Raw genomic sequence first — 25,069 nt, 5'->3', positions numbered from 1 at the left:
TGCTACCTCGTTTGCTTTGCAAGATTTCTAAATAAATCTTTTACTTTTGGATATATGGCCTTTAGGAAAAATAGAAATACTATAAACGAACATAAATATTTAAGTGGTTCTGGTAAAGTAAAAAGAAATTTATTTGCACTTTCAATACTACGATCAATTCTATTAAAATTAATAGCTGGTTCAAATCCGGGCATCAACCATAAATTAGTTAAGTATCCAACACTAAATGCAAAGATAGAGATTACTAAGCCATATATAATAGCAGTTTTTTTACCTATCATCTTGTATATACTTAGCAGTTCTGGAATATTAGTAGCTGCTCCTGCCATCAAGAAGGTAATTGCAGCACCAGGAGAAGCACCACTGGCAATTAAGGCAGCTATAAAAGGAATATGTCCAACAGCACAGACATACATTAAAGCAGCTAGTATTGCCACATTCCAAAGAGATAACATACTAGGGTTTCCTAGATATTTTTGTATAAATGAATCTGGAAATACAGTTAAAATAAATCCTCCAAATAACATTCCTAAGACTACATATTTGCTTAATACTGTTGCTAAATCATGTATTGCCCAATGTATACCTGATTTTAATTTTTCTAATAAAGGAATACTTTCTGTTTGCTCTAATGATGCTGACATTATTTCTTCCTCTAAGTTAGGCTTTCTTAATTCATCACCACTTAAATTATTGCCTATTATTCCAATAATAAAAGGAAGCAGAAATCCTGCAACTACATTTATCATAGTTAGTTCTTTTCCCAATAGTCCATAACTAAGTATCAATGCTATGGGATTAAGTACAGGTGTAGAAGCCATAAATGCCAATGTAGGTCCTACATAAGCTCCAGAGTAGTATAAACTAATACCAAGGGGAATTGTTCCACAACTACAAATAGGTAAGCACATACCTGATATGGTTGCCTTTAAAATGGAACTGATTTTAGTGTTTCCCAAGGATTTATGAAATCTAGCTGGAGTTATAACATCATGAAGAAGTCCTGCAATTATGTAACTAAAAACAAGCCAACTTGAAGTACCATTTAACAAATTAATAGAAGATAATAAAATATCTTTTAAGAATCCTAATAACAACAATAAAATCACCTCCTGTTTTCTAATTCTTTTACTGCTAATTCAATTTCTTTTTCAATAATATCTTTAGATATTCTTTGGATTTTCTTTTTTTCATTTATAATCAAAGTTCCTCTAAATATGACTCCGTACTTTTTTATATAATCCATGTTTTTACCTGCATAATAAATTTTTACATCTACTTTATCTTTGTATTTAGCTGCAGCATCCTCCACAGCACGGGTATAACCGTCACATCCAGATCATGTGTTGATAAATTCTACTAAAACCTTAGACATACATCCACCTCCATGCTTTAATAGAACAAGGTCCGTATTAACGGACCTTGTTCTAAAATGTAATTACTTGGTCAAGCTCTACTGAATTAAGGGCACCATATAATACTGGGAAGCAGCCAATAGTAGCACCTTGTACAAGATTGTTTTCTATTTGTCTTTCAATGGCACATTGATCGCAGGCTAAAAGTATCATTCCAGTTTCTTTATGTAATTTCTGAAGTCTTTCTCCTATATCAGTATCCTTTAATAATAAGAATGTATTGTCAAATACAAAAAACATACCAACTACTTCTGCCCCGTGATTACCAGACTCAAGTTGTGGGATTACCATATCCCTTAATATAGTTCTTGCATTATCAGAACTTATTACATATGCAACTTTCACTAAAATCCCTCCATATCTTTAAAATCCTTTAAATAATATCATAAGTGGTTTAAAATTAACAATTAAAATATTTGATAGTGAAAGGACAAGCTATTGATATTATTTATTTAACAATTATTTTGCAAGATGATATTATAAGTTGAATAATAGATATGGAGAGGAATGGTTTTGTGGATGAATTTGAATATAGATACTACACTAGTGAACAGTTAAAAATAGATAGTATAGATAGTAAATTATCAAAAGATGAAAAGAAAATTAGAAGATATTTAATGAATTATACTATTGACAAGGGACAAGCATTCAAAATGTTTAACACATCTGAAATTGCAAGAGATATAAAAATTACATATGAAGAGGCAAATAAAATATTGGATAGTTTGACTCAGAAAAATGGATTAGTAGTAGATGATGAAGGAAATGTTAATTTTATATATCCAGTTTCGGCAATTCCTACGAATCACAGAGTAAGACTTCAAGATGGCAGAGAATTTACTGCTATGTGTGCAATAGATGCTATTGGGTCAGCTTTTACTTTCAAACAAGATGTAGATATAGAGTCAAAATGCAGTCAATGTGGTTCTGATATTAAGGTAAGTATAAAAAATGGTGAATTATATAGTTATGAGCCTAGTGATCTGCATATACTTCATGTGGATTTAAATAAAAATCTAAACTGGTCAGGTAATTGCTGAAACATAATGAATTTCTTCTGTACGGAGAAAGAATATAATACTTGGGTTGAAATAATGGAACTAGATAAATCTCAGATATTTTGTTTAAATGCTGAAGAAGCTATTAAGGTTTCAAAAATGTTGTTTAGTGTTACTGATATATAAAATATTGGAGAGTAAAATAGAAAAACTTTAGTATGTATATACCCCTTGATTTCTGTCAATGATATTAATAGAAATCAGGGGGTGTTTTTATGTTGAGTTTCATCAAAAAAGAAAAAACAGAATTAGAAAAGTTAAATGAATTGAAGTTCCAGATGTTGGAAAATTTAAGACAGGCTCATAAGGAGTGGAAAGATAGCGAAAAGTATTTTGAATCGATTTCAGACCCAGATTTAATAGATTATGCCATATACGAAATAGAAGCATCTAAGCTTAAATATGTTTATTTACTGAAGAAAGTAAAAGAATGGAATAAGGAAATTGAGATGAATATTGAAAATCAATCTATAGAAAATATTTCGGCTAATAGCTAGTACAAAAATATGTAATATTTTTTAGTTCTCTCCTATAATTATAGTATAATAGGAACGGGAGGGATAATATGGAATTAAGTACAATTATTTATTATGTTATAGGACTTTTTCTACTATATATCGCAGGAATTATACTGGTATGGCCTATTAAAAAGATATTTAAATTAATAGGTAATGGGATTTTAGGAGGCTTAACCTTGTTTCTTTTTAATACCATAGGAAAATACTTTGGATTAGGCATAGCCATCAATCCATTAAATGCTATTATAGTTGGGCTTTTAGGGGTCCCTGGAGTGGTACTTTTACTTATTCTTCAAATCATAATATAGTATACTGGGGTATGAAACTCTAAATTTGTAAAAATGGCTAAAATGTGATATACTAGTAGTGAGTAATACAAATATGAACAGGGGGTATATTGTATGACAGCGATAAAAATGCAAATGACAAGAAGAGATGAAATAGGAAAAAATGCAATAAAGAAAATAAGAGAAAAGAATATAATACCTGCAGTTATATACAGCAGGGGAGGAGAAACTATTCATGCCTCAGTATCCTTATCTGAGTTTCAAAGAGTATATAAAGAAGCAGGTGCATCTTCCTTATTAGGATTGGATATAGCAGGAGAAGTAATGCCAGCTATTATAAAGGATATACAAAAGCATCCTGTAAAAGAGCAAATTCTTCATGTTGATTTCCAAAAGTTAAATATGGATGAAAAAGTAAAAATGTCTGTACCAATTACATTACTTAATAGAGATAATATAAAACTACAGCCTTCAATATTGATGCAATTACTAGATCAAGTTGAAATTGAATGTCTGCCAACTAATATTCCAAATGGAGCAGAAGTAAATGTAGAAGATATGGACTTTACGACACCAATCTTTGTAAAGGATTTAGATATTGCCAATAATGACGATATAACAATTTTAACGGATTTAGACAATCTAGTTTGTACATTATCTCAGCCATCTGTAACTGAAGAAGAAACAGAAGATGATATACCAGAAGCAACAGAAGCAGCACCAGATAAAATTGAATCAGAAGAATAGAGAAAAAGACCTGTATACAGGTCTTTTTTTGTACATAGTCCCAGTAAACCTAAAAAGTCTAATTTATTTACTTAAACAGCCTTTTCTCCATATATAATCCTTTCCTTCATATTAGTATATATTATATTAATAGATTCATAAATACATACCATATTAAGATTTTCCTTAATATATAAGTAATAAAATAATTCAGATATATTAGAATATGCGAAATATGTCGAAAATAATAAATTGATAACAATCTAAAGTGGTGATAAAATAAAAATATGGCATAGAGACAAGCTATAGCCATATATATAATATTAAATCTATTTAATATAAAAATACATTTTACTATCTACAATAGGGAGAGTGAGTATATTGAAAGAACTTTATAAAATTAATTCCCATTATTCTAAAAGGATTAAGTTTTTTAAAGTGTTTATCCTTTTTTTGACTTTTATATTATTGCAGATATACATACCTGTATTCCATGGAAATGAAGTTTTAATGGATAAACTTCAAGAGGAAGGAGTAGATTTAACAAATTTTTATGTTCCATACAAAACCCTATATAACTTTCCAGAAGGATTTGACAGACAGCTTTTACATAATGATATATATACTAGATATAAAGTAGAAAGTTATAAAACTAGAGATGTATTTACCACTGTATTTAGAGATGTACCTGCTAGAATGATGGACGGATACTATATAGAAAATGTAAAAGATACTAATTTTAAAATGGCTAGGGGTAAGGAAATATCTAGTCTATCAAAGGGAGAGGTGGCAGTATCAGAGTACTACGCATACAATAACTTTGGTTCCATAAGAAAAGCAATGGGAAAAACCATAGAAGTACCAATAGAGTATGTAATATATGAAGGACTATTAAATGAAGAAAAGGTTATGAATGATGTTTTACAGTATAAAATAGTATCTATATATAAAAACAATGGACTTACTAAGAGGTTTTTAAATATACTGGGAAATGGAGATAAGGCAGAAGACAGCAATAAAGAATTTATGTATAGTGATACTTTAATAGTAAGTGATGATGATTTCCAAGAATTAAATAAGAAGTACATAGACACCTATGATAACAATAAAAATATATATAAAAAATATAGTATATATTTTGATGAATTTGATACTCATAAGGAAATAGATTTAAGGGCTAGATTAAATATATATGTAGATAACTACATGCCTTATTTTATAAAATCAGAGCTTACATATAAGGTTCTTAATAATTCAGATTTATCAAATAGAACCACAAAGTTCTTTGTAACCTTTGAATTTATATCCATATTGGTGCTTATATTTGCTTCCATTATATATTTAATATATCTGCAAAACAAATATCTTTCTTCCTATAGAAAAAGTTTAAATACAATAGGCATAGAGAGAAGGGAAATAAGGTTGTCTACTTTATTTCATGAAATTTTACTTACTGTTTTAGGTATATCTGTATGGTTAATATTTAACTTATTGTTGAAATTAATATTTGGAATTAAACTAGTATTCTTAAACGATATTTTCCAGTTTAACAAGTATATAATAAAATATATGTGGATTCCCATATTATTTTATATTGGCTCAATTACTATAGGTTATAGTATTTATGGAATACTAGGTAGAAGAAACAAGGTAATCAATATAAAAAATCATAAAACCAATATTATAATAGATAAAATATTCTACTTTAAGAGAATATTATCTTTAAATATATCCAAATATATTTTATTATCATTAATTGTCCTAGTAATAGGAAGTTCATTATTTATAATCAATGGAAATATCAATACTATGAAAGATATATACTTAAATTCAAATGTATTTAAATATGATGTATATGCAAATGCAAAGGCTAAAGTTGTCACAGATATAATAGAAGGTGCTGAATCTACAGGGGGTTTGACTGTAAACAGAGAAAGTCTATTATCCCATATTTATTCAGAAAATAATGGAGAAGATTTAATTGTTAAATCAATGGTAGTCAATGTGGCTATGTTTTATGGAGAAGTGGATAAGTTTTTTAAGGAGCCTAAAATTGGGTCCTTATCAAGGTCAACTGATACATGGGGAGACTATATTGAAAAATATCCATACTTAAAATTCCGTTATAATGAAGACTATTTAGAAAAGGTAAAAGATGAACAATTTGGATTTGATGTTGTAATTTCTAATTCCATAGCAAAAAAATTAAACCTTGATACCAATTCCTATTGTCAGCTTATACCTGAGGAGCTAAATTCAAGTGTACCAGCAGTATATCCAATTTCTGGCATAACAAATATATTTTCAAATGATATGAATACTGTATATTTGTTACCAGGAGAAGAACGATTTAAAATGGTAAAAAATCACCTATCATTTTTTAGAAGGGGTATAGATTCTGAAGGTTTTTATAATATTATGATGGTATTTGATAACGAAGAAAAAAAGATGGAAACAATAGAAAAACTTGAGGAATATAAGGAAACTGGAGATGTTGCTTATTTTAGTGTTAATAATGGAAAAATGAGACTAAATGATTTAGGAGAATTAAGTACAATGGTATCTAAAATAATGATGAGAACAACATTATTATGTTACTTAATATTGTTACTCATAATCTATGGTGCTAAAAAATCAGATGATGAATTGACTCAAAGGAATAATATAAAAGCTTATTACAATATGGGAGCAGATAGTGCAGATATGAAGAAGGCTTTTAGTTATTTAAATATATCTACCCTTGCCATAGGAACTGTTTTAGGTCTTGTGATATATCTAATGTTATCATCAACTTTATCAGACCATATGTATGAAATAATGGAAGTCATAAAATAGGAGGAAGAAGTATGTATAATATAAGGATTGATAAACAGCAATATGATGATTTAGTGGTTTTAGAGAATATGACATCAAAAATAGAGCAAGGTGATTTTATAGTAATCATGGGAGAAAGTGGATGTGGTAAAACAACATTTTTGAATATAATATCTGGAATACTACAAGGGTACGAAGGAGAAGTATATTTAAATGATGTGGCTTTACATAAAGAAGACATAGCTTCTCTTACAAAGATTAGAAGAGAACAGCTTGGAATGATATTTCAAGATTTTCAACTAATAGATTTTTTAAGTGTATATGAAAACATAAAATTAATAAATCCCCAGGTAAAAGATGATGAAATCAACCAATTACTTGAAAAATTAAATATATTGGAATTAAAGAATAAAGAAATAGCCAAATTAAGTGGAGGACAAAAGCAAAGAGTAGCCATAGCAAGAGCATTGGCAGGAAATAGAAATATAATATTAGCAGATGAACCAACGGCTTCATTAGATGCTAGAGCTTCAAGAGAGATAATGGAAATCTTTAGAGATATTCATAAGGAAGGATATACAATAGTTATGATTACCCATAGTCCACAAATAGCTTCCTATGCAGATAAGATGTTATATTTATATGATGGCAAATTTGAGACAGAAATAGATTTAAGAGGACTATCCCAAAGTGTTAAGTTGAAAAATATAATAGAAGTAGTGGAAAAACATTACGAACAGATGTTGGCAAACTAATTAGGTAAGTAGAAAACCCTAAAATTCAAAAGATGTCAGTACAATACAAATCTGAAAAACATCAATTGAGGGGCTGTTTCAAAATAAATAGCTCTTAATAAAAGAAAAGGAGTTTAGAAAGTGATCGATTTCTGAACTCTTTTTTAATATGCTTTTTTACTATGAATATACATATTAGATACATCAGAATATGCGAAATATGTCGAAAACAATAAATTGATAACAATCTAAAGTGATGATAGAATAAAACTATATTATAGAGACAAGCTATAGCCATATATATAATATTAAATCTATTTAATATAAAAATACATTTTACTATCTACAATAGGGAGTGAATATATTGAAAGAACTTTATAAAATTAATTCCCATTATTCTAAAAGGATTAAGTTTTTTAAAGTGTTTATCCTTTTTTTGACTTTTATATTATTGCAGATATACATACCTGTATTCCATGGAAATGAAGTTTTAATGGATAAACTTCAAGAGGAAGGAGTAGATTTAACAAATTTTTATGTTCCATATAAAACCCTATATAACTTTCCAGAAGGATTTGACAGACAGCTTTTACATAATGATATATATACTAGATATAAAGTAGAAAGTTATAAAACTAGAGATGTATTTACCACTGTATTTAGAGATGTGCCTGCTAGAATGATAGATGGATACTACATAGAAAATGTAAAAGATACTAATTTTAAAATGGCAAAGGGTAAGGAAATATATAATCTGTCAAAGGGAGAGGTGGCAGTATCAGAGTACTACGCATACAATAACTTTGGTTCCATAAGAAAAGCAATGGGAAAAACCATAGAAGTACCAATAGAGTATGTAATATATGAAGGACTATTAAATGAAGAAAAGGTTATGAATGATGTTTTACAGTATAAAATAGTATCTATATATAAAAACAATGGACTTACTAAGAGGTTTTTAAATATATTGGGAAATGGAGATAAGGCAGAAGATAGCAATAAAGAATTTATGTATAGTGATACTTTAATAGTAAGTGATGATGATTTCCAAGAATTAAATAAGAAGTACATAAACACCTATGATAACAATAGAAATATATATAAAAAATATAGTATATATTTTGATGAATTTGATACTCATAAGGAAATAGATTTAAGGGCTAGATTAAATATATATGTAGATAACTACATGCCTTATTTTATAAAATCAGAGCTTACATATAAGGTTCTTAATAATTCTGATTTATCAAATAGAACCACAAGGTTCTTTGTAACCTTTGAATTTATATCTATATTGGTGCTTATATTTACTTCCATTATATATTTAATATATCTGCAAAACAAATATCTTTCTTCCTATAGAAAAAGTTTAAATACAATAGGAATAGAGAGAAAGAGAATAGGATTGTCTACTTTATTTCATGAAAGTTTACTTACTGTTTTAGGTATATCTGTATGGTTAATATTTAACTTATTGTTGAAATTAATATTTGAAATTAAACTAGTATTCTTAAACGATATTTTCCAGTTTAACAAGTATATAATAAAATATATGTGGATTCCCATATTATTTTATATTGGCTCAATTACTATAGGTTATAGTATATATGGAATACTAGGTAGAAGAAACAAGGTAATCAATATAAAAAATCATAAAACCAATATTATAATAGATAAAATATTCTACTTTAAGAGAATATTATCTTTAAATATATCCAAATATATTTTATTATCATTAATTGTCCTAGTAATAGGAAGTTCATTATTTATAATCAATGGAAATATCAATACTATGAAAGATATATACTTAAATTCAAATGTATTTAAATATGACATATATGCAAATGCAAAGGCTAAAGTTGTCACAGATATAATAGAAGGTGCTGAATCTACAGGGGTTTTGACTGTAAACAGAGAAAGTCTATTAGCTCATATTTATTCAGAAAATAATGGAGAAGATTTAATTGTTAAATCAATGGTAGTCAATGCAGCTGTTTTTTATGGAGAAGTGGATAAGTTTTTTAATGAGCCTAAAATTGGGACCTTATCAAGATTAGTCGATACATGGGGAGACTATGTTGAAAAATACTCATATTATGAGGAACCATCAGAAGAACTAAACGATGAAAAATTTGGATTTGATATGATAGTTTCTAATTCTGTAGCAAAAAAATTAAACCTTGATACCAATTCCTATTGTCAGCTTATACCTGAGGAACTAAATTCAAATATAAAAGCAGTATATCCAATTTCTGGTATAACAAATATATTTTCAAATGATATGAATACTGTATATTTGTTACCAAGAGAAGAACGGTTTGAAAAGGTAAAAAATCACTTATCATTTTTTAGAAGGGGTATAGATTCTGAAGGTTTTTATAATATTATGATGGTATTTGATAACGAAGAAAAAAAGATGGAAACAATAGAAAAACTTGAGGAATATAAGGAAACTGGAGATGTTGCTTATTTTAGTGTTAATAATGGAAAAATGAGACTAAATGATTTAGGAGAATTAAGTACAATGGTATCTAAAATAATGATGAGAACAACATTATTATGTTACTTAATATTGTTACTCATAATCTATGGTGCTAAAAAATCAGATGATGAATTGACTCAAAGGAATAATATAAAAGCTTATTACAATATGGGAGCAGATAGTGCAGATATGAAGAAGGCTTTTAGTTATTTAAATATATCTACCCTTGCCATAGGAACTGTTTTAGGTCTTGTGATATATCTAATGTTATCATCAACTTTATCAGACTATATGTATGAAATAATGGAAGTCATAAAATAGGAGGAAGAAGTATGTATAATATAAGGATTGATAAACAGCAATACGATGATTTAGTGGTTTTAGAGAATATGACATCAAAAATAGAGCAAGGTGATTTTATAGTAATTATGGGGGAAATAGGTAAGTAGAAAACCCTAAAATTCAAAAAATGCCAGTACAATACAAATTTAAAATAAGAATACTTAGCCCTTGCCAAGCACGAAAACAGATTTTATGAATAAAATATAGTATTAAGGCAATAATCCTAATGGAAATAAATTAAGGGGTGAGCTTATGTATTGTATAATATGTGGCAATGAAAAAACAGGGATGAAACTACTTAGTCAAACTGTATGTAAAGATTGTATAGATGAAATGAGAAATATATCTGTATTTGATGAAAGATATGATTTTTATAAGAACTTCATTAGAATATTGTTAGGATATTACATATCTGAAAAACATCAATTGAACCCTGTAAATTAATACAGGGTTTTTTTAAAATTATAGTTTATATATCTTAAAAAGTGATATATAATAGTTAAGAAAATTTATTTTGATTAGGAGGATGATGTTTGGGAATGAAAACTCCCGTATTTGACGCACTAAAAAAATTGATGGAAGAGGATAGTGTATTTTTCCATATGCCAGGGCATAAAGGAAAAAATTCACTGATTAATTGGGGAGAATATATACCTAAAATAGATACAACCGAGACCTATGGAATGGACAATCTTCTTGACCCAAGGGGAATTATCCAAGAAAGTGAAGAGTTAGCAGCCAAGTTATTTGGAGCAAAATCTACTCACTATGGAGTAAATGGTTCTACTGGAAGTATTTATATAGCCTTGGCTACTATAACGAAGCCGGGAAATAAAATATTAGTGCAAAGGAATTGTCACAAGGCAGTATATAATGCCATGATTTTAAATAGACTAAATCCAATTTATATGTATCCAAATTATAATGAAGAATATCATGTAATGACAGGTATAGACCCAAAGGAAATAGATGAGATTTTGACTGATGATAAGGAAATAAAAGTAGTAGTCTTAACTTATCCAAACTATTATGGAGTATGCTCAGACCTAGAAGAAATAGCAAATGTGGTCCATAAACATAATAGAATATTAATGGTAGATGAGGCCCATGGACCTCATATGACATTCTCAAATAGGCTTCCTAAATCGGCATTAGAGTGTGGTGCAGATATAGTAATTCATAGTACTCACAAGACTTTACCAAGTTTTACACAGACTTCGATGATTCATATAGGGTCAGATAGGGTAGATTTAAATAAACTTAAAGATAGATTCCAACTATATACTACTACTTCCCCATCCTATTTATTTACTGCCTCTAATGAAATAGCAGTAGCATATATGGATACAGAAGAAGCTAAGAAGAAATTAGAGTGGAACATAGATAAATGTGAAGAAACCATAAAAAGGCTCAATGCAATAGACAGAGTTTTTGTATTTACAGGAGATGAAAGCGATAAAACCATCTTTGCAAAAGATAATACAAAGATACTATTTAGAATAGAAGGAATGAAAGGTGCAAAAGTAAAGAAGCAATTATATGAAAAGTATAATATAAGACTTGAAATGACTGATTATTATTATGCTTTAGCTCTTACATCTCTAATGAATGAAGATGAGGACTATGAAAAGTTAATATCTGCTGTAGAAGATTTAGCAAAAAGTGCTCCTTTAGAGGATATATATCCAGTTAGTATCAATATGCCAGAACCTAAAATAGTAAAACCTATATATGAGGCTTATCATGGAGAAAAGAAACAAAGGGAATTAAAAGATAGTATAGGAAGGATTTCTGCTACATCTATTATTCCATATCCTCCAGGAGTACCTTTAATAGTTCCAGGAGAAGAAATAACTAGGGAACTATACGACCAAATCACTTTCTTGATGGAAAACGGTATAGAAATAGTGGGACTTATGGGGTATAATAAAGATAGACTAGTAGTTGTTGAATAAAATGGAATAATTAGGAGAGATAATAGGTGAAGGGACTTTTTATAACCTTAGAGGGACCAGATGGTTCAGGTAAATCTACAATAATAAAATTAATAAGTGATTACCTTAGGAATAAAGGAATAGATTTTATAGTAACAAGGGAACCAGGTGGGACTCAAATAGGAGAAGAGATTCGTCATATTGTCTTAGATGAGAAAAATATCAATATGGGCAGAGAAACAGAGGCTTTGTTATATGCAGCCTCAAGGGCTCAGCATATTCATGAAAAAATAAGACCTTCTTTGGAAGAAGGAAAGCTTGTGATTTGCGATAGATTCTTATTATCTAGTTTAGCTTATCAGGGAGTAGGAAGAGGTTTAGGTATAAAAGAAGTAAAGGCTATTAATGATTTTGGGATTAAAGGATTAAATCCAGATTTAATCCTATTTTTCCATATAGACCCAGAGGTGACTTTAAGTAGAAAATTTCTTGAAGATTCTCCTGATAGACTGGAACGGGAAGGCAATGAATTTCACAAAAAAGTCTATGAAGGTTATATGGAACTTTTAAAATTATATCCTGAAAATATTAAAATAATAGATGCAACTAAAACTATTGAAGAAGTATTGGAGGAAAGTATTCAAAAAATAGAAGAATTGTTAACTAAAAAAGGGGAGTGATAATATGAAACTAATAATATGTATAGTTCAAGATCAAGATGCAGGAGCTTTAATTGATGATTTGACAGAACAAGAATACAGAGTTACTAAATTATCATCTACAGGTGGTTTTTTAAAGTCAGGTAATACAACTCTTTTAGTAGGAGTAGAAGATGAAGATGTTCCTCCTGTACTAAAGATAGTAGAGGATAACTGCAAGACTAGGGAACTTACTACATCACTTCTTACAGTAGCTATGCCAGGAGACACCTATATACCATATCCAATAGATGTAAAGGTTGGTGGAGCAACCGTATTTATTCTTGACATAGAAAGACATATTAAAATTTAGGGGTGAGGAAAATGAAACTTATTATTGCTATAGTACAAGATGATTATATTACAAAAGTTGTAAAGGCTCTAATGGATAATAAAATAAGAGCTACAAAACTTTCCTCAACTGGTGGTTTTCTTAAATCAGGAAACACAACACTTTTCATTGGGGTAGAAGATAATGAAGTAGAAGATGTTATAGATTTAATCAAGAAAGAATGTGCAACAAAGAAAATTAAGGACGGTAACACGGAAATAACCCTTGGGGGAGCTAATCTATTTGTAATGGACATAGACAAATATATGAAGATATAAGTTGGGGTATAATATGGATTTTAATGAAATAATAGGTCATGAAAAACAAATAGAAGCTTTACAAAAATCAATTGAAAATAAAACTGTAAGTCATTGTTATTTATTTGAAGGAGAAAAAGGCTTAGGGAAAAAGAATGTTGCCCTAGCCTTTTCTAAATCCCTTTTATGTAAAGATGAAATAGATAAACCTTGCAACAAATGTAGTTCTTGTATAAAATTTGATACAATGAATCATCCAGACTTTAAAATATTATCTCCAGACAAAGGAATTATAAGAAAGGAAAATATAGATAAACTCATATCTTCCATGTCTAGCGCTCCCTTTGAAAGCAAAAGAAAAGTTATTATAATCGAAGATTGTCATATGATGAAACTAGAAACCCAAAATGCTCTATTGAAAACTTTGGAAGAGCCTCCAGAGTATATTAATATTATTCTAATCACAAGTAGTACAAGTAAACTTATACCTACAATATTATCAAGATGTCAAATATTTAGGTTTTATCCATTAGAAATACATAAGATAAAGGATTTATTAATAAAAGATTATGAAATAGACGAAGATAAAGCAAATTTTATTGCAAGTTTTACAAATGGGTCTTTAGAACGTTCGCGAGAATTAGTAGATTCGGAAGAATTCTTTCAGAGGAGAGAAGAGATTATAAAACTTATTGACAATTTGTTAAAGGGGGATAAAATAAAGGCACTTACCTCCATAGACTTATTTAATGAAGATAAACAAAATATTGAAGAAATTTTAGACATTTTTCTCTATTGGTTTAGAGATTTAGCTATTTATAAGGAAATAGGTGATATATCTTTATTGGTAAATAAAGATAAAGTCGAAATATTGTCTAAAGAAACCTATATAGATTTACATAGAATTAATGATATAATATATAGGATAGAAGATACTAAAATGAACATAAAAAGAAATGTTAATTTTAATTTATCTATAGAAACTATGCTTCTTAGTATATAGGAGGAATTATAAATATGGTAAAGGTAGTAGGAGTAAGGTTTAAGAAGGCGGGGAAGATTTATTATTTTGACCCTGATGATATAGATGTAAGATTTAATGATTTTGTAGTGGTAGAAACAGCCAGAGGAATAGAGTTCGGACATGTAGTAACAGGACCAAAGGAGATTACAGAGGAAGAAATAGTAGCACCCTTAAAAAAGGTCATAAGAGTAGCTTTAGATGAGGATTTTGACACCCATAGGGAAAATAAGAGAAAGGCAAAGGAAGCCTTAATCATATGTCAGCAAAAAGTAGAAGAACACAAATTATCTATGAAACTAGTAGATGTAGAATATACTTTTGATAATAACAAAGTTATATTTTATTTTACGGCAGACGGCAGAGTAGACTTTAGGGAACTTGTAAAGGATTTAGCAGCTATATTTAGGACTAGAATAGAACTTAGACAAATAGGAGTAAGAGATGAGGCCAAAATGATAGGTGGTATAGGACCTTGCGGGAAGGTGCTATGTTGTGGACAATTCTTAGGAGAGTTTGAACCAGTATCTATAAAAATGGCTAAAGAACAAAGCCTATCTTTAAATCCAACTAAGATTTCGGGACTTTGTGGTAGACTTATGTGTTGTTTAAAATATGAGCATAATGTGTATGAAGAACTTTTACAAAAGATGCCTCATGTTGGAGATATAATAATTACCCCTGAAGGGAAGGGAACAGTAGTAGAGACATATACACTACTTGAAAAGGTAAAAGCAAAAGTAAAACTAAAGGATAATACAGAAGATCTTCTTTATTTTTTAGTGAAGGATATTAAAAATACTGGTGAGGTAGATCCAGCATATATAAGGGAAAGAGAAGAAGTCATAGAATTGGCAGATGAGGATATAGACATAAGAAAGTTGGAAGATTAAGTAAATAATAAATAATTTTAAAATCTCTTTTATTCTTAGTTAAAATCTGTTAAAATGGAAGCGTAGATAAACATAAGCCAAAAGGGGGTGAATCAATTGTCATATAGAATTCACGATGATTGTATTGCATGTGGAGCTTGTCAACCAGAATGTCCAGTTGACGCTATATCAGCGGGCGATATATATGTAATAGACCCAGAAAAATGTATTGATTGTGGTGCTTGTGCTAACGTTTGTCCAGTAGATGCGCCAAAACCAGAATAGTACTTATTAAAAAAAGACCCTTAAGGGTCTTTTTTAATAACAACCTCTTGGTACTAGTTTTAAATTGAAGTTACCCATATTATTTAAAAGGAGAAATTTATGTTAAAGGAAAAGGAAAGAATAGATATAGTTCCAGGTACTAATTTTAAGATAATACAAAATAAAGAAAGATTTTCCTATGGTACAGATGCCATATTTTTATCTAATTTTGCCAAAGGAAAGGGTATAGTAGTGGATTTAGGTACTGGAACAGGAATCATTCCCCTTAGGATATATGGAAAGGATAAAGTGGATATAATCTATGGTGTAGAGATTCAAAATGAAGTGGCAGAAATGGCTAATAGAAGTATAGAATTAAACAAATTAGAGGAAAATATAAAGATTTTAAATATGGATTTAAAAGATTTACCAAATATATTTAGTAAGAATACAGTTGATATAGTAACATCAAATCCACCTTATATGAAATCAGGAGGAGCATTAGTAAATCATGACGAAAACTTTGCCATATCTCGCCATGAATTGGCTTGTAATTTGAGAGATATAATAGAAGTAACAGAATACTTATTGAAGCCTCTAGGAAAGTTTTATATGGTTCATAGGCCTGATAGACTGGTGGATATAATTTATCTACTTAGAGAATATAAACTAGAACCAAAGTACATAAGATTTGTTCAACCAAAGTTAAATAAAAAACCAAATTTAATATTAATAGAAGCAGTAAAAGGTGGAAAGCCAGATTTGAAATTCTATGACCCACTTATAGTATATAATGATGATGGCAGTTATACAGAAGAAATAACTACAATTTATGGAACCGAGTATCAGAAATAAAAATTAGTTACTATTAACAGTGGATAATAAAAATAATAAAAATCCACACTCACTGTTTCGGACACAAATAATTCTATAGCTCATTCCAGCTAAAAATCCTACAGTTTGCAAACTCGCTACGCTCAAACAGTGCAAACTGCTTAACGGATTTTCATCTTACATTCACTAAGAATTAAATTGTGTCCTGCAAATGTTCCTTTAGTATTTTTATTATTTTTCAAGATAGCTATGAGTAATAACAAAAATTATTGAATATGCAAAAATAAGGAGAAAAAAATGGAATCAGGAAAATTATATATATGTCCTACACCTATTGGAAATTTAGAGGATATTACCTTTAGAACCATAAATATATTACAAGAAGTTGATGTAATTGCAGCAGAAGATACAAGACATACTATAAAGTTGCTTAATCATTATGATATAAAGAAACCTCTTACCTCTTATCATGAACATAATATAAAAGAAAAGGGTATAACTTTAATAGAGAAGTTAAAGAATGGTACAAATATAGCCTTAGTATCTGATGCAGGAATGCCTGGTATATCAGATCCTGGAGAAGTTCTTGTAAGGCAAGCCATAGAAGAAGGAATTGAAGTAATAGTCCTTCCAGGGGCTACAGCTTCTATTACTGCATTGGTAGTATCAGGTTTATCAACTCATAAATTTACCTTTGAAGGATTTTTATCCTCTAAGAAAAACGAGAGAGTGCAGGAATTAAAAAAGATTAAAGAATATAAATACACAACTATAATATATGAATCCCCACATAGAATATTAAATTTATTGGAAGATATGTTAAGTATCTTGGGAGAAAGAAAAGTCTCCATATCAAGAGAGCTTACAAAGAAATATGAAGAAACCTTTAGAGGGACTATAGAAGAAGCCTTAGAATATTTCAAAGCTTCCAATATTAGAGGAGAGTTTGTACTTGTTTTAGAAGGCAATAAAGAGGAAGAAGCAGAGAAAGAATTGGACATAGAGTCTATACTTAAAAAATATATAGAAGAAGGAATGACTAAGAAAGAAGCCGTGAAAAAAGTAGCCCATGAATATGGTGTGGCAAAGAATGAAGTATATAGAATATCAGTTAAAATCAGTGAAGAGTGAATAGTTATTAGCTATTCACTAAACTACGGGGGTGATTTTTATTTATAATATACATAATGATTTAAAAGAAAAAATAGTGAATCTTAATAATTCCATGGAAGAAAGATATAGGGAAGTCCTTTCAATCGATAAATTATTCTTAAGGAGATTTATAGAAGAATATATAGGAAAGATTACTTCTTTAAAGAAATTAGACAATAAATATCTAGCTTTGTATGAGGCTAAAGGTGGTATCGTAGGAGTAGATGGTTCCACTAATCGTATGGGTGGTGCTTATCCTCATTTTGTAGATATATTTCAAGGACTAGCAAAATCTACTATAATTAATAATAAAGCTATATTCAAATCAGATTTATATACACCTTTATTTTCAGAAAAAGAAAACAATATATTGGCAGAAGATGAAAAGGAAATAGCAGAGCAGAGGAATAAGTTATTAGCAAATATAGAAGTAGAAGTTGCCCTTGAAGCCGTAAGAAAATATAAGCCTTATGCAATACTTATGGATGGCTCCTTAATCAGATATAATATATATTCCTATGACTCCTGGATAAATCTTAGGGACGAATGTGAAAATCAAGGAGTATTATTAGTGGGAGTTATAAAAGATATAAAGACTTCCATCATAGGAGATAAACTAAAGGAAGTATATTCTAACATAAATGTAGAAGTTTATGATAGAGAATTACTTTTTGGACAACTTCAATATGGTGAAATGATAATTATAAATGATGAAGTAAATAAAAAGAATAAGGAAGGCTATTCTTCCATTTTTATGAGATCATCTCTTCAACCTACAGTAATAGGTATGGATATAATAGATAGCCAGAAAGAATATTTAGAGGAAATGGGAAGGCTGGTATTCACTTTAACACCAGAAAATAGCAGAGGTGTACCTCTTTGGTTAGATATAGTAGACAAAGAAGTTCAAATATCTGATGCCATAATGAAGGGGCTTATGGAAAGATATATGAACAGGGATTTATACGAAAGGTTTTTTGTATCAGAAAGAGCAAAAAGAAATTAATTTCAAGGGAATTAATTTCTAATTGTGAACTATGAATTAATACGCCTTACGATGTTGGGAAAAACAAAGTCAGTGAACGCAGTTCACTAATCCTTTAATTCAAAATTCACAATTCAACATTCAAAATTTGCAACATAGTTGCACTAAGGAGGACAGATATGCAAATAGTCGGTATTACTACTCAGCAGGAAGTATTTATAGGATCTAAGACTAGGAATTTTAGAATAAATGAATTTTTAATTATAGAAGACCCTTATCAAAATGATTTAATGGGGGAAGTTGTTGAAGCCAAGGCTTTCAATAGATATATTCCCTTAAATATAGCAGGAGATTTTGTAGATTCTTCTGTATTGGAATCTTTAAAAACCTTGGGATATAATATTGATGAGGAAACCATTTATATAGCCAAGGTGAGACTTTTAAATGAGGCTCTATATCCAGTACAAACAGGAGCAGATGTTAGACTTCCAGAATTTCATGAAGTAAAGGATTTAATGATAAAGACTAAGAAAGAAGATGGTTTAGTTTTAGGTGTCATTAAAAATACAGATGATATGGCTATAGATATGGACGAAGAATATAAAAATCTTTTATACACCTTTGAAGAAAAAGGATTGTGTCCTCAAAGGGAGATACCATATATATTAGATGTAAAATCTATGCACCATTATCCTCATATAGGGGTATTTGGTGGTTCAGGTTCAGGGAAATCCTTTGGACTTAGGGTAGTTCTTGAGGAATTGATGAAGCAAAATATTCCTACTATAGTATTGGACCCTCACTTTGAAATGGATTTCAGTGAAAGGGCTGGTTATTTAGAAGACAACACAATAGACTTTAAGGATAAGTTCAAATGCCTGCAAGTAGGGTTTCATGTAGGTGTTAAATTTGAAGATTTATCTAGCCAAGACTTGAAAAACTTACTGGATGCTGCCTCACACCTTACAGATTCTATGAACAATGTAGTAGATGTATTATTTAAGAGAAAGGATTCTTTCAGCAGTTTCTATAATAAGCTTCAAATGTTAACAGAAGCTCAAGAGGAAGGCTCCATAGATAGAATAGATAATAGAATCAACTATGCAGATCATCAAGAGGAAAAAAAGGCTTGGGAAAAGAGAAAAGAGCTTTATTTATCCTATGATAAGACCTGTCCTTATAATTCAGTAAAGGGAATAATCTGGAGACTAAAAAGATTAGATAATGAAGGTATATTTTCTAAAGATGTCCGTGAAATAGAAGATGGTCTTCAAAGAGGAAAACTAATGGTTATTCAAGGGAATACTAGAATTCTTCAAGTATTTAGTACTTATTTATTAAATAGTTTATATCATAAAAGAAGAGATTATAAGGATGCCTTATATAAGAAGATTCACTCAGAATACTTTCCACCATTTATAGTAGTTACAGATGAGGCTCATAATTTTGCACCTAAGGGATATGACTCTCCATCTAAATCTATACTAAAAGAAATATCTCAAGAAGGTAGAAAATATGGTGCATTCTTAATTTTAGCCACTCAAAGACCTACCTTATTAGATGAAACCATAACTGCACAGTTAAATACTAAGTTTATATTTAGAACTGTTAGGGCATCTGATATACAAACAATAAAGGAAGAAACTGACCTTACAGTAGAAGAGACTAGACGACTTCCTTACTTGAGAACAGGAGATGTATTTATTTCTTCTGCTTCCATGGGAAGGACTATATTTGCTAGGATTAGAGCAGCTATAAGCTCCAGCCCCCATACTGAGAATCCCTTTGATGAGTTAAAAAATAAGGGAAAAGAAGATGATGAAAAGTTTTTAAATGTAATAAAATCTAAGCTGCCTATAAACGATACAGAACTTTTAGACATAATTATGGAAATTGAAAAGGAAACAGGTATTACCTTTACCTTGGATTCCTTAGAAGATAGATTAAAACAAATGGTAGAGAAGGAATATATAAAAAAAGAGGAGACTATATTTGGTTACAGATATAAAATTATAAGCTAGATATAGGACAAAGATATAAATTTCATAGAAAGTATATTTAGTTTTATTGAAGAACTTAATAAAATAATAATTGAGTTACTGTAGCTAACAGATAGATTTAATATATAATACTGAAAAAATTGTTTCTTATAAGAAACAATTTTTTTATAATAAATAGGAGATTTTTTCATGTATACCAGACCAATAAACTTAACTAAAATTTTTTAATGGAAAATTTGAAATATTTAGAAGAAAGTGTCTAAAAAGGGAAAAGATGTTATAATACTGGGTATAAGTAATATGTCAAATAAGATATAAGTATATATTAAATTGTCGAGGTGGTATAATGAAAACTATCCAAAAAAGATTTTATTTATTTGCACTATTATTGACTGTAGTTGTTGTTATAGGACTAATAACCCAATATTCATATTTAAATAAAATCATAATAGAGACTAAAGAGTCCAATATGGAAGAATCTATAGAACATTTGGGTTATCAAATAGAGGATAATTTAAAATATCACAGTAAACATATTATTGAAGCTGTAGAACATTTGTCAACAGAAGAATGGAATGGAGATGAAATATATAATTATTTCCATAGAATTGTAAAGATTCAGCCTTCCATTAAACAGATATATTTTGGAGATATAAATAATAACTTTATAATTTCAAGTGATTGGATACCACCTAATGATTATGATGCAAGAAAAAGAGACTGGTATATAAATGCAGTAAAAGAAAATAGCCTTGTATTTACAAATATATATATGGATGCAGTAGATAACCAATTGATAATAGGAATATCAAAACCTGTGTACAATAGCAGTGGAAATCTATTGGGAGTTGTAGCTGCTGATATTAGTATGGAAGGAATTATAGAAATAGTTCAGGATACTAAGATTAAAGGGTTGGGCTATTCTTTTTTAATAGATGGCTTTGGCAATTTATTGGCACATCCAAAATATAAGTATGAATCCAATCAAGATTTTGTAAATATCAACTCCATAGGAGATAATATATATGAAGGCATTATAAATAATAAGACTGGAAGAATAGAGATAGAACTAGATGGAGTACTAGGTTATTTATCTTACCAATCAATAGAAAACACTGATTGGGTTATTGGAAATTTCATGTCTTTAGAGGAATTTAGAGGAAATGATAATGCTATTATTAGAATGTCCATTATAATAATTATAATATCTATAGTTATTTTTGGTTCTTTTATATATTTGCAAAGAGTTAATATTCTTATTCCTATATATAAATTGGACAAAGATATTGGAGCTATAAATATTGAAAAGAATCTTGGATATCGTATGTCAATAAATCAAAATGAGCCTTTTGTAGAACTAAGAGAGACAATTAATTTTGTGCTGAATAAAGCACAAGAATTTTTTGAGCAGATAGAACAAGATAATGAAGAGATAATAGCTCAGACTGAAGAATTAGAGGCATCCTATGGACAATTAGCAGCTATGGAAGAAGAGTTAAGGGCTCAGTATATGAGTTTAGTAAAATCTGAAAGTGAGTTAAAACAAGTTTTAGCAAAGAATAAAGCCATAATAGAAGCATTGCCTGATATATTATTCATAATAAATAGTGAAGGACGGTTTATAGAAGTAGAAACATCAAATAACAGTAGATTATATTTACCAATAGAAGAGTTTTTAGGTAAGTCAGTTTATGAAATATTTCCTCCAGAAATATCTAATATCACCATGGAAAAGATAAAATATGTACTAGAGAACAACACTTTAGAAACTTTTGAATATACTTTGAATATGTCAAATGTTAAATATGATTATGAAGTGAGAATAGCCAAGATTAATCAAAAAGAAGTATTGTCTATAGTCAGAGATGTAACAGCAAAGAAGAAAATGGAAAATGAATTAATAAGACTATCTTATAAGGACCAGCTAACAGGTCTGTATAATAGAAGGTTTTTTGAAGAAGAACTACTTAGACTGGATAGTATTGAAAACTTACCCCTTACAATTATAATGGGTGATGTAAATGGATTGAAGCTTATAAACGATTCTTTTGGACATTCAGCTGGAGACGAGTTACTAAAGGCTGTAGGAAATAATATAACAAATGGCTGCAGAAAAGGTGATATAGTAGCAAGGATTAGTGGTGATGAATTTGTAATTATTTTACCAGAAACTGACGAAAGAGATGCAGAAGAAGTTGTAAATAGATTAAAAGAATTAAATGCAAATACTAAGTTAGAAGATAAGAAATTATCCAATATAGAAATATCCGTATCCTTTGGTATTGGAACTAAACATACTATGGATATTAGTACTTCTGAAATATTTAAAATGTCTGAAGATAATATGTATAAGAATAAGTTGTTTGAAGGACCTAGCATGAGAAGCAAAACAATAGATACTATTATAAGTGCATTATATGAGTTAAGCAAAAATGAGGAAGAACATTCTCAAAGGGTATCAAAAATGGCTCAAGAATTATGTAAGTCTTTAGGCATGAAAGAAGATATGTTGAAAAAAGTAGAAAAGGTTGGATTGCTTCATGATATAGGAAAGATTGCAGTTAATAAATCTGTGCTAGATAAACCTGGAGTACTTAGTGAAGCTGAATGGGAAGAAATGAAGAAACATCCTGAAATTGGATATAGAATACTTAGTACAGTGACTGAGCTATCAGAAATAGCAGAATATACCTTAAGTCATCATGAACGATATGACGGACAAGGCTATCCAAAGGGACTAAAGGGAGAAGAGATACCTTTAATATCTAGAATTATAGCCATAGTTGATTCCTATGATGCAATGGCATCAGATAGAGTTTATAGAAAGGCATTACCTCGAGATAAAATAGTAAAAGAATTTAAAAAGAATGCAGGAACCCAATTTGATCCTTACTTAGTAAGAGTATTTATAGAAGATGTTCTTAAAGTCCAATGGGATGAAATAAATTAAAATAGACTCCTTAGAGTCTATTTTAATTTAATATATATACTTTAACCTTTCTTCTTCCAAATTTATAGACATCTTTGCTATTATGAAAGAAAAGATCAATTTTATTTCCCTTTATTGCACCACCTGTATCTTCTGCTACAGCAAAACCGTAATCTTTAGTCCCATCAAGGCTCTTAACATAAAGTTTCGTGCCAAGTGGTATTACTTTAGGGTCAACAGCAACTACTCCAGGCCTAACTTTTGTACCAGAAGCTGTAAGGCCATAATATTTATCCCCTGGACGTTTTCCACAACTTTCAAAGGATAAATCATATGCAGTAGCTGTCATAGTCACAGCTTTTCTATAGCTAGTGTTACCTCTAGAGGTAACTATTAAATTGTTTGTACCTTTTTCTATAATTTCAGAAACAGGTTCAGTGACTATTTCTTCTTTTACTAATTCTTTTGATTTTAACTCACCATTTACATATTCATTTTTATAGTAAGTTTTTTTGAGACCATTTTTACCTTTTTGGACAGTTTGTACTGTTCCATAATCTAAGTTATGGTTTTTATTTACAGTTTTTTCAAAAGGAATAGGAACTTCAGCAGTTTCCATTACTTCTTCAACATGAAATAATTCAATTTTCTCTCCACTATATATTTTTTCATGTAGTCCAGGATACGTATAGTCCTTTTCACCTAATGCAATGCCTTTGTCATCTAATACTTCACCAACAGTAGAGTAGTAAGAAACAATATCTAACTCTCCAACATAGGTAGAAACAGTATATGACTTAGGATTCTTTATAATTATATTCATATTGTCTTCAATTTCTGTGTCTAAATCTACATTGATATAGGCATTTTTAGCAATGGATATATCCTCCTTTTGGAGAAGGTCTTCCACTGTTTTGGCATTTGAAGTTACTTCTATAACTTCATCTTCCATTAGTAAGGTAATGTTTCTAATATTACCTTGGTACACATAAAACCCTAAAGATACAGTTACAGCTATAGCGAGGGCAGTCAAGACTATAAATTTCCAAGTCTTATTGACTGGATAATTTTCCATAATATACCTCCTATAATTTCACTATTCTAGTATTGTAATCAAAAAGATTTGGTTTGTCAAATTTTTGAGATAATATACATATTATTCTGAAAAATAAACTATGTGATTAGTTATATTAGATATGATATACAATAATTGGAAAAATATTCATAAAATTAAATATTGACAAAAAAACTTTTTTATATTACAATCTTTAAAAGTTAAAGAATTCATTGATTGGAAAAAGTAAGCAATACTTGAAGATTTAGAGAGTCGGGGACGGTGGAAGCCCGATACGGATGGTCTGCTGAATGGTTCCATGAGAAGCGGTGTGAAATCTTAGGAGAGTATCATTAGCCGAG

At 29.5% G+C, this 25,069-nt stretch carries 23 protein-coding genes and 1 pseudogene; 20 read left to right on the top strand and 4 right to left on the bottom strand.

Annotated features, from left to right (window positions below; genetic code table 11):
- Positions 1 to 2 precede the first annotated feature (2 nt).
- The 3 genes and pseudogenes from saoE to saoD all read right to left on the bottom strand — a co-directional run bounded on the left by saoE (position 3) and on the right by saoD (position 1,760).
- Complete coding sequence (gene saoE, locus KQI41_RS16580; RefSeq protein ID WP_229768647.1) at positions 3 to 1,100, bottom strand: efflux transporter SaoE; 1,098 nt, start codon at positions 1,098 to 1,100, stop codon at positions 3 to 5.
- Between the two features lie 5 nt (positions 1,101 to 1,105).
- A pseudogene (gene saoT, locus KQI41_RS19215) lies at positions 1,106 to 1,324 on the bottom strand (thioredoxin-like (seleno)protein SaoT); the annotation flags it as partial.
- A 103-nt stretch (positions 1,325 to 1,427) separates the two neighbouring features.
- Complete coding sequence (gene saoD, locus KQI41_RS16570) at positions 1,428 to 1,760, bottom strand: DsrE-related protein SaoD (protein WP_216585749.1); 333 nt, start codon at positions 1,758 to 1,760, stop codon at positions 1,428 to 1,430.
- Between the two features lie 152 nt (positions 1,761 to 1,912).
- Between saoD and saoL the strand changes: the two genes are divergently transcribed.
- From saoL to KQI41_RS16470, 20 genes are all read left to right on the top strand, one after another.
- The gene (gene saoL / locus KQI41_RS16565; RefSeq protein ID WP_244971114.1) at positions 1,913 to 2,599 is read left to right on the top strand and encodes a MerB-like organometallic lyase SaoL; all 687 of its coding nucleotides are present in this window, start codon (positions 1,913 to 1,915) and stop codon (positions 2,597 to 2,599) included.
- Between the two features lie 89 nt (positions 2,600 to 2,688).
- Positions 2,689 to 2,970, top strand: coding sequence for a DUF2508 family protein (locus KQI41_RS16560; RefSeq protein WP_154442891.1), 282 nt, complete (start codon positions 2,689 to 2,691; stop codon positions 2,968 to 2,970).
- A 68-nt stretch (positions 2,971 to 3,038) separates the two neighbouring features.
- A complete protein-coding gene (locus tag KQI41_RS16555; protein ID WP_154442890.1) occupies positions 3,039 to 3,299 on the top strand; it encodes a pro-sigmaK processing inhibitor BofA family protein in 261 nt (86 codons plus the stop codon).
- A 93-nt stretch (positions 3,300 to 3,392) separates the two neighbouring features.
- On the top strand, positions 3,393 to 4,025 hold the full coding sequence (locus KQI41_RS16550) for a 50S ribosomal protein L25 (RefSeq protein ID WP_154442889.1): 633 nt from the start codon (positions 3,393 to 3,395) through the stop codon (positions 4,023 to 4,025).
- Positions 4,026 to 4,385: 360 nt separating this feature from the next.
- A complete protein-coding gene (locus KQI41_RS16545; RefSeq protein WP_216585748.1) occupies positions 4,386 to 6,839 on the top strand; it encodes a hypothetical protein in 2,454 nt (817 codons plus the stop codon).
- Between the two features lie 11 nt (positions 6,840 to 6,850).
- Positions 6,851 to 7,573 (top strand): ABC transporter ATP-binding protein, encoded by a 723-nt coding sequence (locus tag KQI41_RS16540; protein WP_154443130.1) that lies wholly within the window; start codon positions 6,851 to 6,853, stop codon positions 7,571 to 7,573.
- A gap of 343 nt (positions 7,574 to 7,916) precedes the next feature.
- Positions 7,917 to 10,355, top strand: coding sequence for a hypothetical protein (locus KQI41_RS16535; protein WP_216585747.1), 2,439 nt, complete (start codon positions 7,917 to 7,919; stop codon positions 10,353 to 10,355).
- Between the two features lie 273 nt (positions 10,356 to 10,628).
- Positions 10,629 to 10,820 (top strand): sigma factor G inhibitor Gin, encoded by a 192-nt coding sequence (locus KQI41_RS16530; RefSeq protein WP_154438977.1) that lies wholly within the window; start codon positions 10,629 to 10,631, stop codon positions 10,818 to 10,820.
- A 95-nt stretch (positions 10,821 to 10,915) separates the two neighbouring features.
- Entirely contained in the window at positions 10,916 to 12,331 is a 1,416-nt protein-coding gene (locus KQI41_RS16525) for an aminotransferase class I/II-fold pyridoxal phosphate-dependent enzyme (RefSeq protein WP_154439053.1), read from the top strand.
- A 26-nt stretch (positions 12,332 to 12,357) separates the two neighbouring features.
- Positions 12,358 to 12,990, top strand: coding sequence for a dTMP kinase (gene tmk / locus KQI41_RS16520; RefSeq protein WP_216585746.1), 633 nt, complete (start codon positions 12,358 to 12,360; stop codon positions 12,988 to 12,990).
- A gap of 4 nt (positions 12,991 to 12,994) precedes the next feature.
- Entirely contained in the window at positions 12,995 to 13,321 is a 327-nt protein-coding gene (locus tag KQI41_RS16515) for a cyclic-di-AMP receptor (RefSeq protein WP_154438978.1), read from the top strand.
- Between the two features lie 11 nt (positions 13,322 to 13,332).
- Positions 13,333 to 13,617, top strand: a complete 285-nt coding sequence (locus KQI41_RS16510; protein ID WP_154438979.1) for a cyclic-di-AMP receptor — start codon at positions 13,333 to 13,335, stop codon at positions 13,615 to 13,617.
- A 13-nt stretch (positions 13,618 to 13,630) separates the two neighbouring features.
- On the top strand, positions 13,631 to 14,599 hold the full coding sequence (holB, locus tag KQI41_RS16505; RefSeq protein WP_154438980.1) for a DNA polymerase III subunit delta': 969 nt from the start codon (positions 13,631 to 13,633) through the stop codon (positions 14,597 to 14,599).
- 14 nt (positions 14,600 to 14,613) lie between these two features.
- Positions 14,614 to 15,510: a PSP1 domain-containing protein gene (locus KQI41_RS16500; protein ID WP_154438981.1), complete on the top strand. Its 897-nt coding sequence runs from the start codon at positions 14,614 to 14,616 to the stop codon at positions 15,508 to 15,510.
- Positions 15,511 to 15,606: 96 nt separating this feature from the next.
- A complete protein-coding gene (locus KQI41_RS16495) occupies positions 15,607 to 15,774 on the top strand; it encodes a DUF362 domain-containing protein (RefSeq protein ID WP_154438982.1) in 168 nt (55 codons plus the stop codon).
- A 99-nt stretch (positions 15,775 to 15,873) separates the two neighbouring features.
- Positions 15,874 to 16,608, top strand: a complete 735-nt coding sequence (locus KQI41_RS16490; RefSeq protein ID WP_154438983.1) for a tRNA1(Val) (adenine(37)-N6)-methyltransferase — start codon at positions 15,874 to 15,876, stop codon at positions 16,606 to 16,608.
- 276 nt (positions 16,609 to 16,884) lie between these two features.
- Positions 16,885 to 17,718 (top strand): 16S rRNA (cytidine(1402)-2'-O)-methyltransferase, encoded by an 834-nt coding sequence (rsmI, locus tag KQI41_RS16485; RefSeq protein WP_154438984.1) that lies wholly within the window; start codon positions 16,885 to 16,887, stop codon positions 17,716 to 17,718.
- 76 nt (positions 17,719 to 17,794) lie between these two features.
- Complete coding sequence (locus tag KQI41_RS16480) at positions 17,795 to 18,745, top strand: DNA double-strand break repair nuclease NurA (RefSeq protein WP_326828294.1); 951 nt, start codon at positions 17,795 to 17,797, stop codon at positions 18,743 to 18,745.
- Between the two features lie 158 nt (positions 18,746 to 18,903).
- Entirely contained in the window at positions 18,904 to 20,745 is a 1,842-nt protein-coding gene (locus KQI41_RS16475; RefSeq protein ID WP_154438985.1) for an ATP-binding protein, read from the top strand.
- Between the two features lie 325 nt (positions 20,746 to 21,070).
- Positions 21,071 to 23,674 carry an HD domain-containing phosphohydrolase gene (locus KQI41_RS16470; RefSeq protein ID WP_154438986.1) on the top strand — a complete coding sequence of 868 codons (2,604 nt, stop codon included), beginning with the start codon at positions 21,071 to 21,073 and terminating at the stop codon, positions 23,672 to 23,674.
- 22 nt (positions 23,675 to 23,696) lie between these two features.
- Here the strand turns inward: KQI41_RS16470 and KQI41_RS16465 are convergent, their stop codons facing one another.
- Entirely contained in the window at positions 23,697 to 24,728 is a 1,032-nt protein-coding gene (locus tag KQI41_RS16465; protein WP_154438987.1) for a resuscitation-promoting factor, read from the bottom strand.
- Positions 24,729 to 25,069: the final 341 nt, after the last annotated feature.

Source organism: Tissierella pigra, assembly GCF_018917845.1.
In the GTDB taxonomy this organism is placed as follows: domain Bacteria; phylum Bacillota; class Clostridia; order Tissierellales; family Tissierellaceae; genus Tissierella; species Tissierella pigra.
This window is presented reverse-complemented; position numbering and strand designations above follow the sequence as displayed.

Bases quoted from the DNA above. Each gene is read 5' to 3' on its own strand.
- KQI41_RS16560 (WP_154442891.1), top strand. From the start codon at position 2,689: ATGTTGAGTTTCATCAAAAAAGAAAAAACAGAATTAGAAAAGTTAAAT.
- KQI41_RS16555 (WP_154442890.1), top strand. From the start codon at position 3,039: ATGGAATTAAGTACAATTATTTATTATGTTATAGGACTTTTTCTACTA.
- KQI41_RS16550 (WP_154442889.1), top strand. From the start codon at position 3,393: ATGACAGCGATAAAAATGCAAATGACAAGAAGAGATGAAATAGGAAAA.
- KQI41_RS16540 (WP_154443130.1), top strand. From the start codon at position 6,851: ATGTATAATATAAGGATTGATAAACAGCAATATGATGATTTAGTGGTT.
- KQI41_RS16530 (WP_154438977.1), top strand. From the start codon at position 10,629: ATGTATTGTATAATATGTGGCAATGAAAAAACAGGGATGAAACTACTT.
- KQI41_RS16525 (WP_154439053.1), top strand. From the start codon at position 10,916: ATGAAAACTCCCGTATTTGACGCACTAAAAAAATTGATGGAAGAGGAT.
- KQI41_RS16515 (WP_154438978.1), top strand. From the start codon at position 12,995: ATGAAACTAATAATATGTATAGTTCAAGATCAAGATGCAGGAGCTTTA.
- KQI41_RS16510 (WP_154438979.1), top strand. From the start codon at position 13,333: ATGAAACTTATTATTGCTATAGTACAAGATGATTATATTACAAAAGTT.
- holB (WP_154438980.1), top strand. From the start codon at position 13,631: ATGGATTTTAATGAAATAATAGGTCATGAAAAACAAATAGAAGCTTTA.
- KQI41_RS16500 (WP_154438981.1), top strand. From the start codon at position 14,614: ATGGTAAAGGTAGTAGGAGTAAGGTTTAAGAAGGCGGGGAAGATTTAT.
- KQI41_RS16490 (WP_154438983.1), top strand. From the start codon at position 15,874: ATGTTAAAGGAAAAGGAAAGAATAGATATAGTTCCAGGTACTAATTTT.
- rsmI (WP_154438984.1), top strand. From the start codon at position 16,885: ATGGAATCAGGAAAATTATATATATGTCCTACACCTATTGGAAATTTA.
- KQI41_RS16475 (WP_154438985.1), top strand. From the start codon at position 18,904: ATGCAAATAGTCGGTATTACTACTCAGCAGGAAGTATTTATAGGATCT.
- KQI41_RS16470 (WP_154438986.1), top strand. From the start codon at position 21,071: ATGAAAACTATCCAAAAAAGATTTTATTTATTTGCACTATTATTGACT.
- KQI41_RS16465 (WP_154438987.1), bottom strand. From the start codon at position 24,728: ATGGAAAATTATCCAGTCAATAAGACTTGGAAATTTATAGTCTTGACT.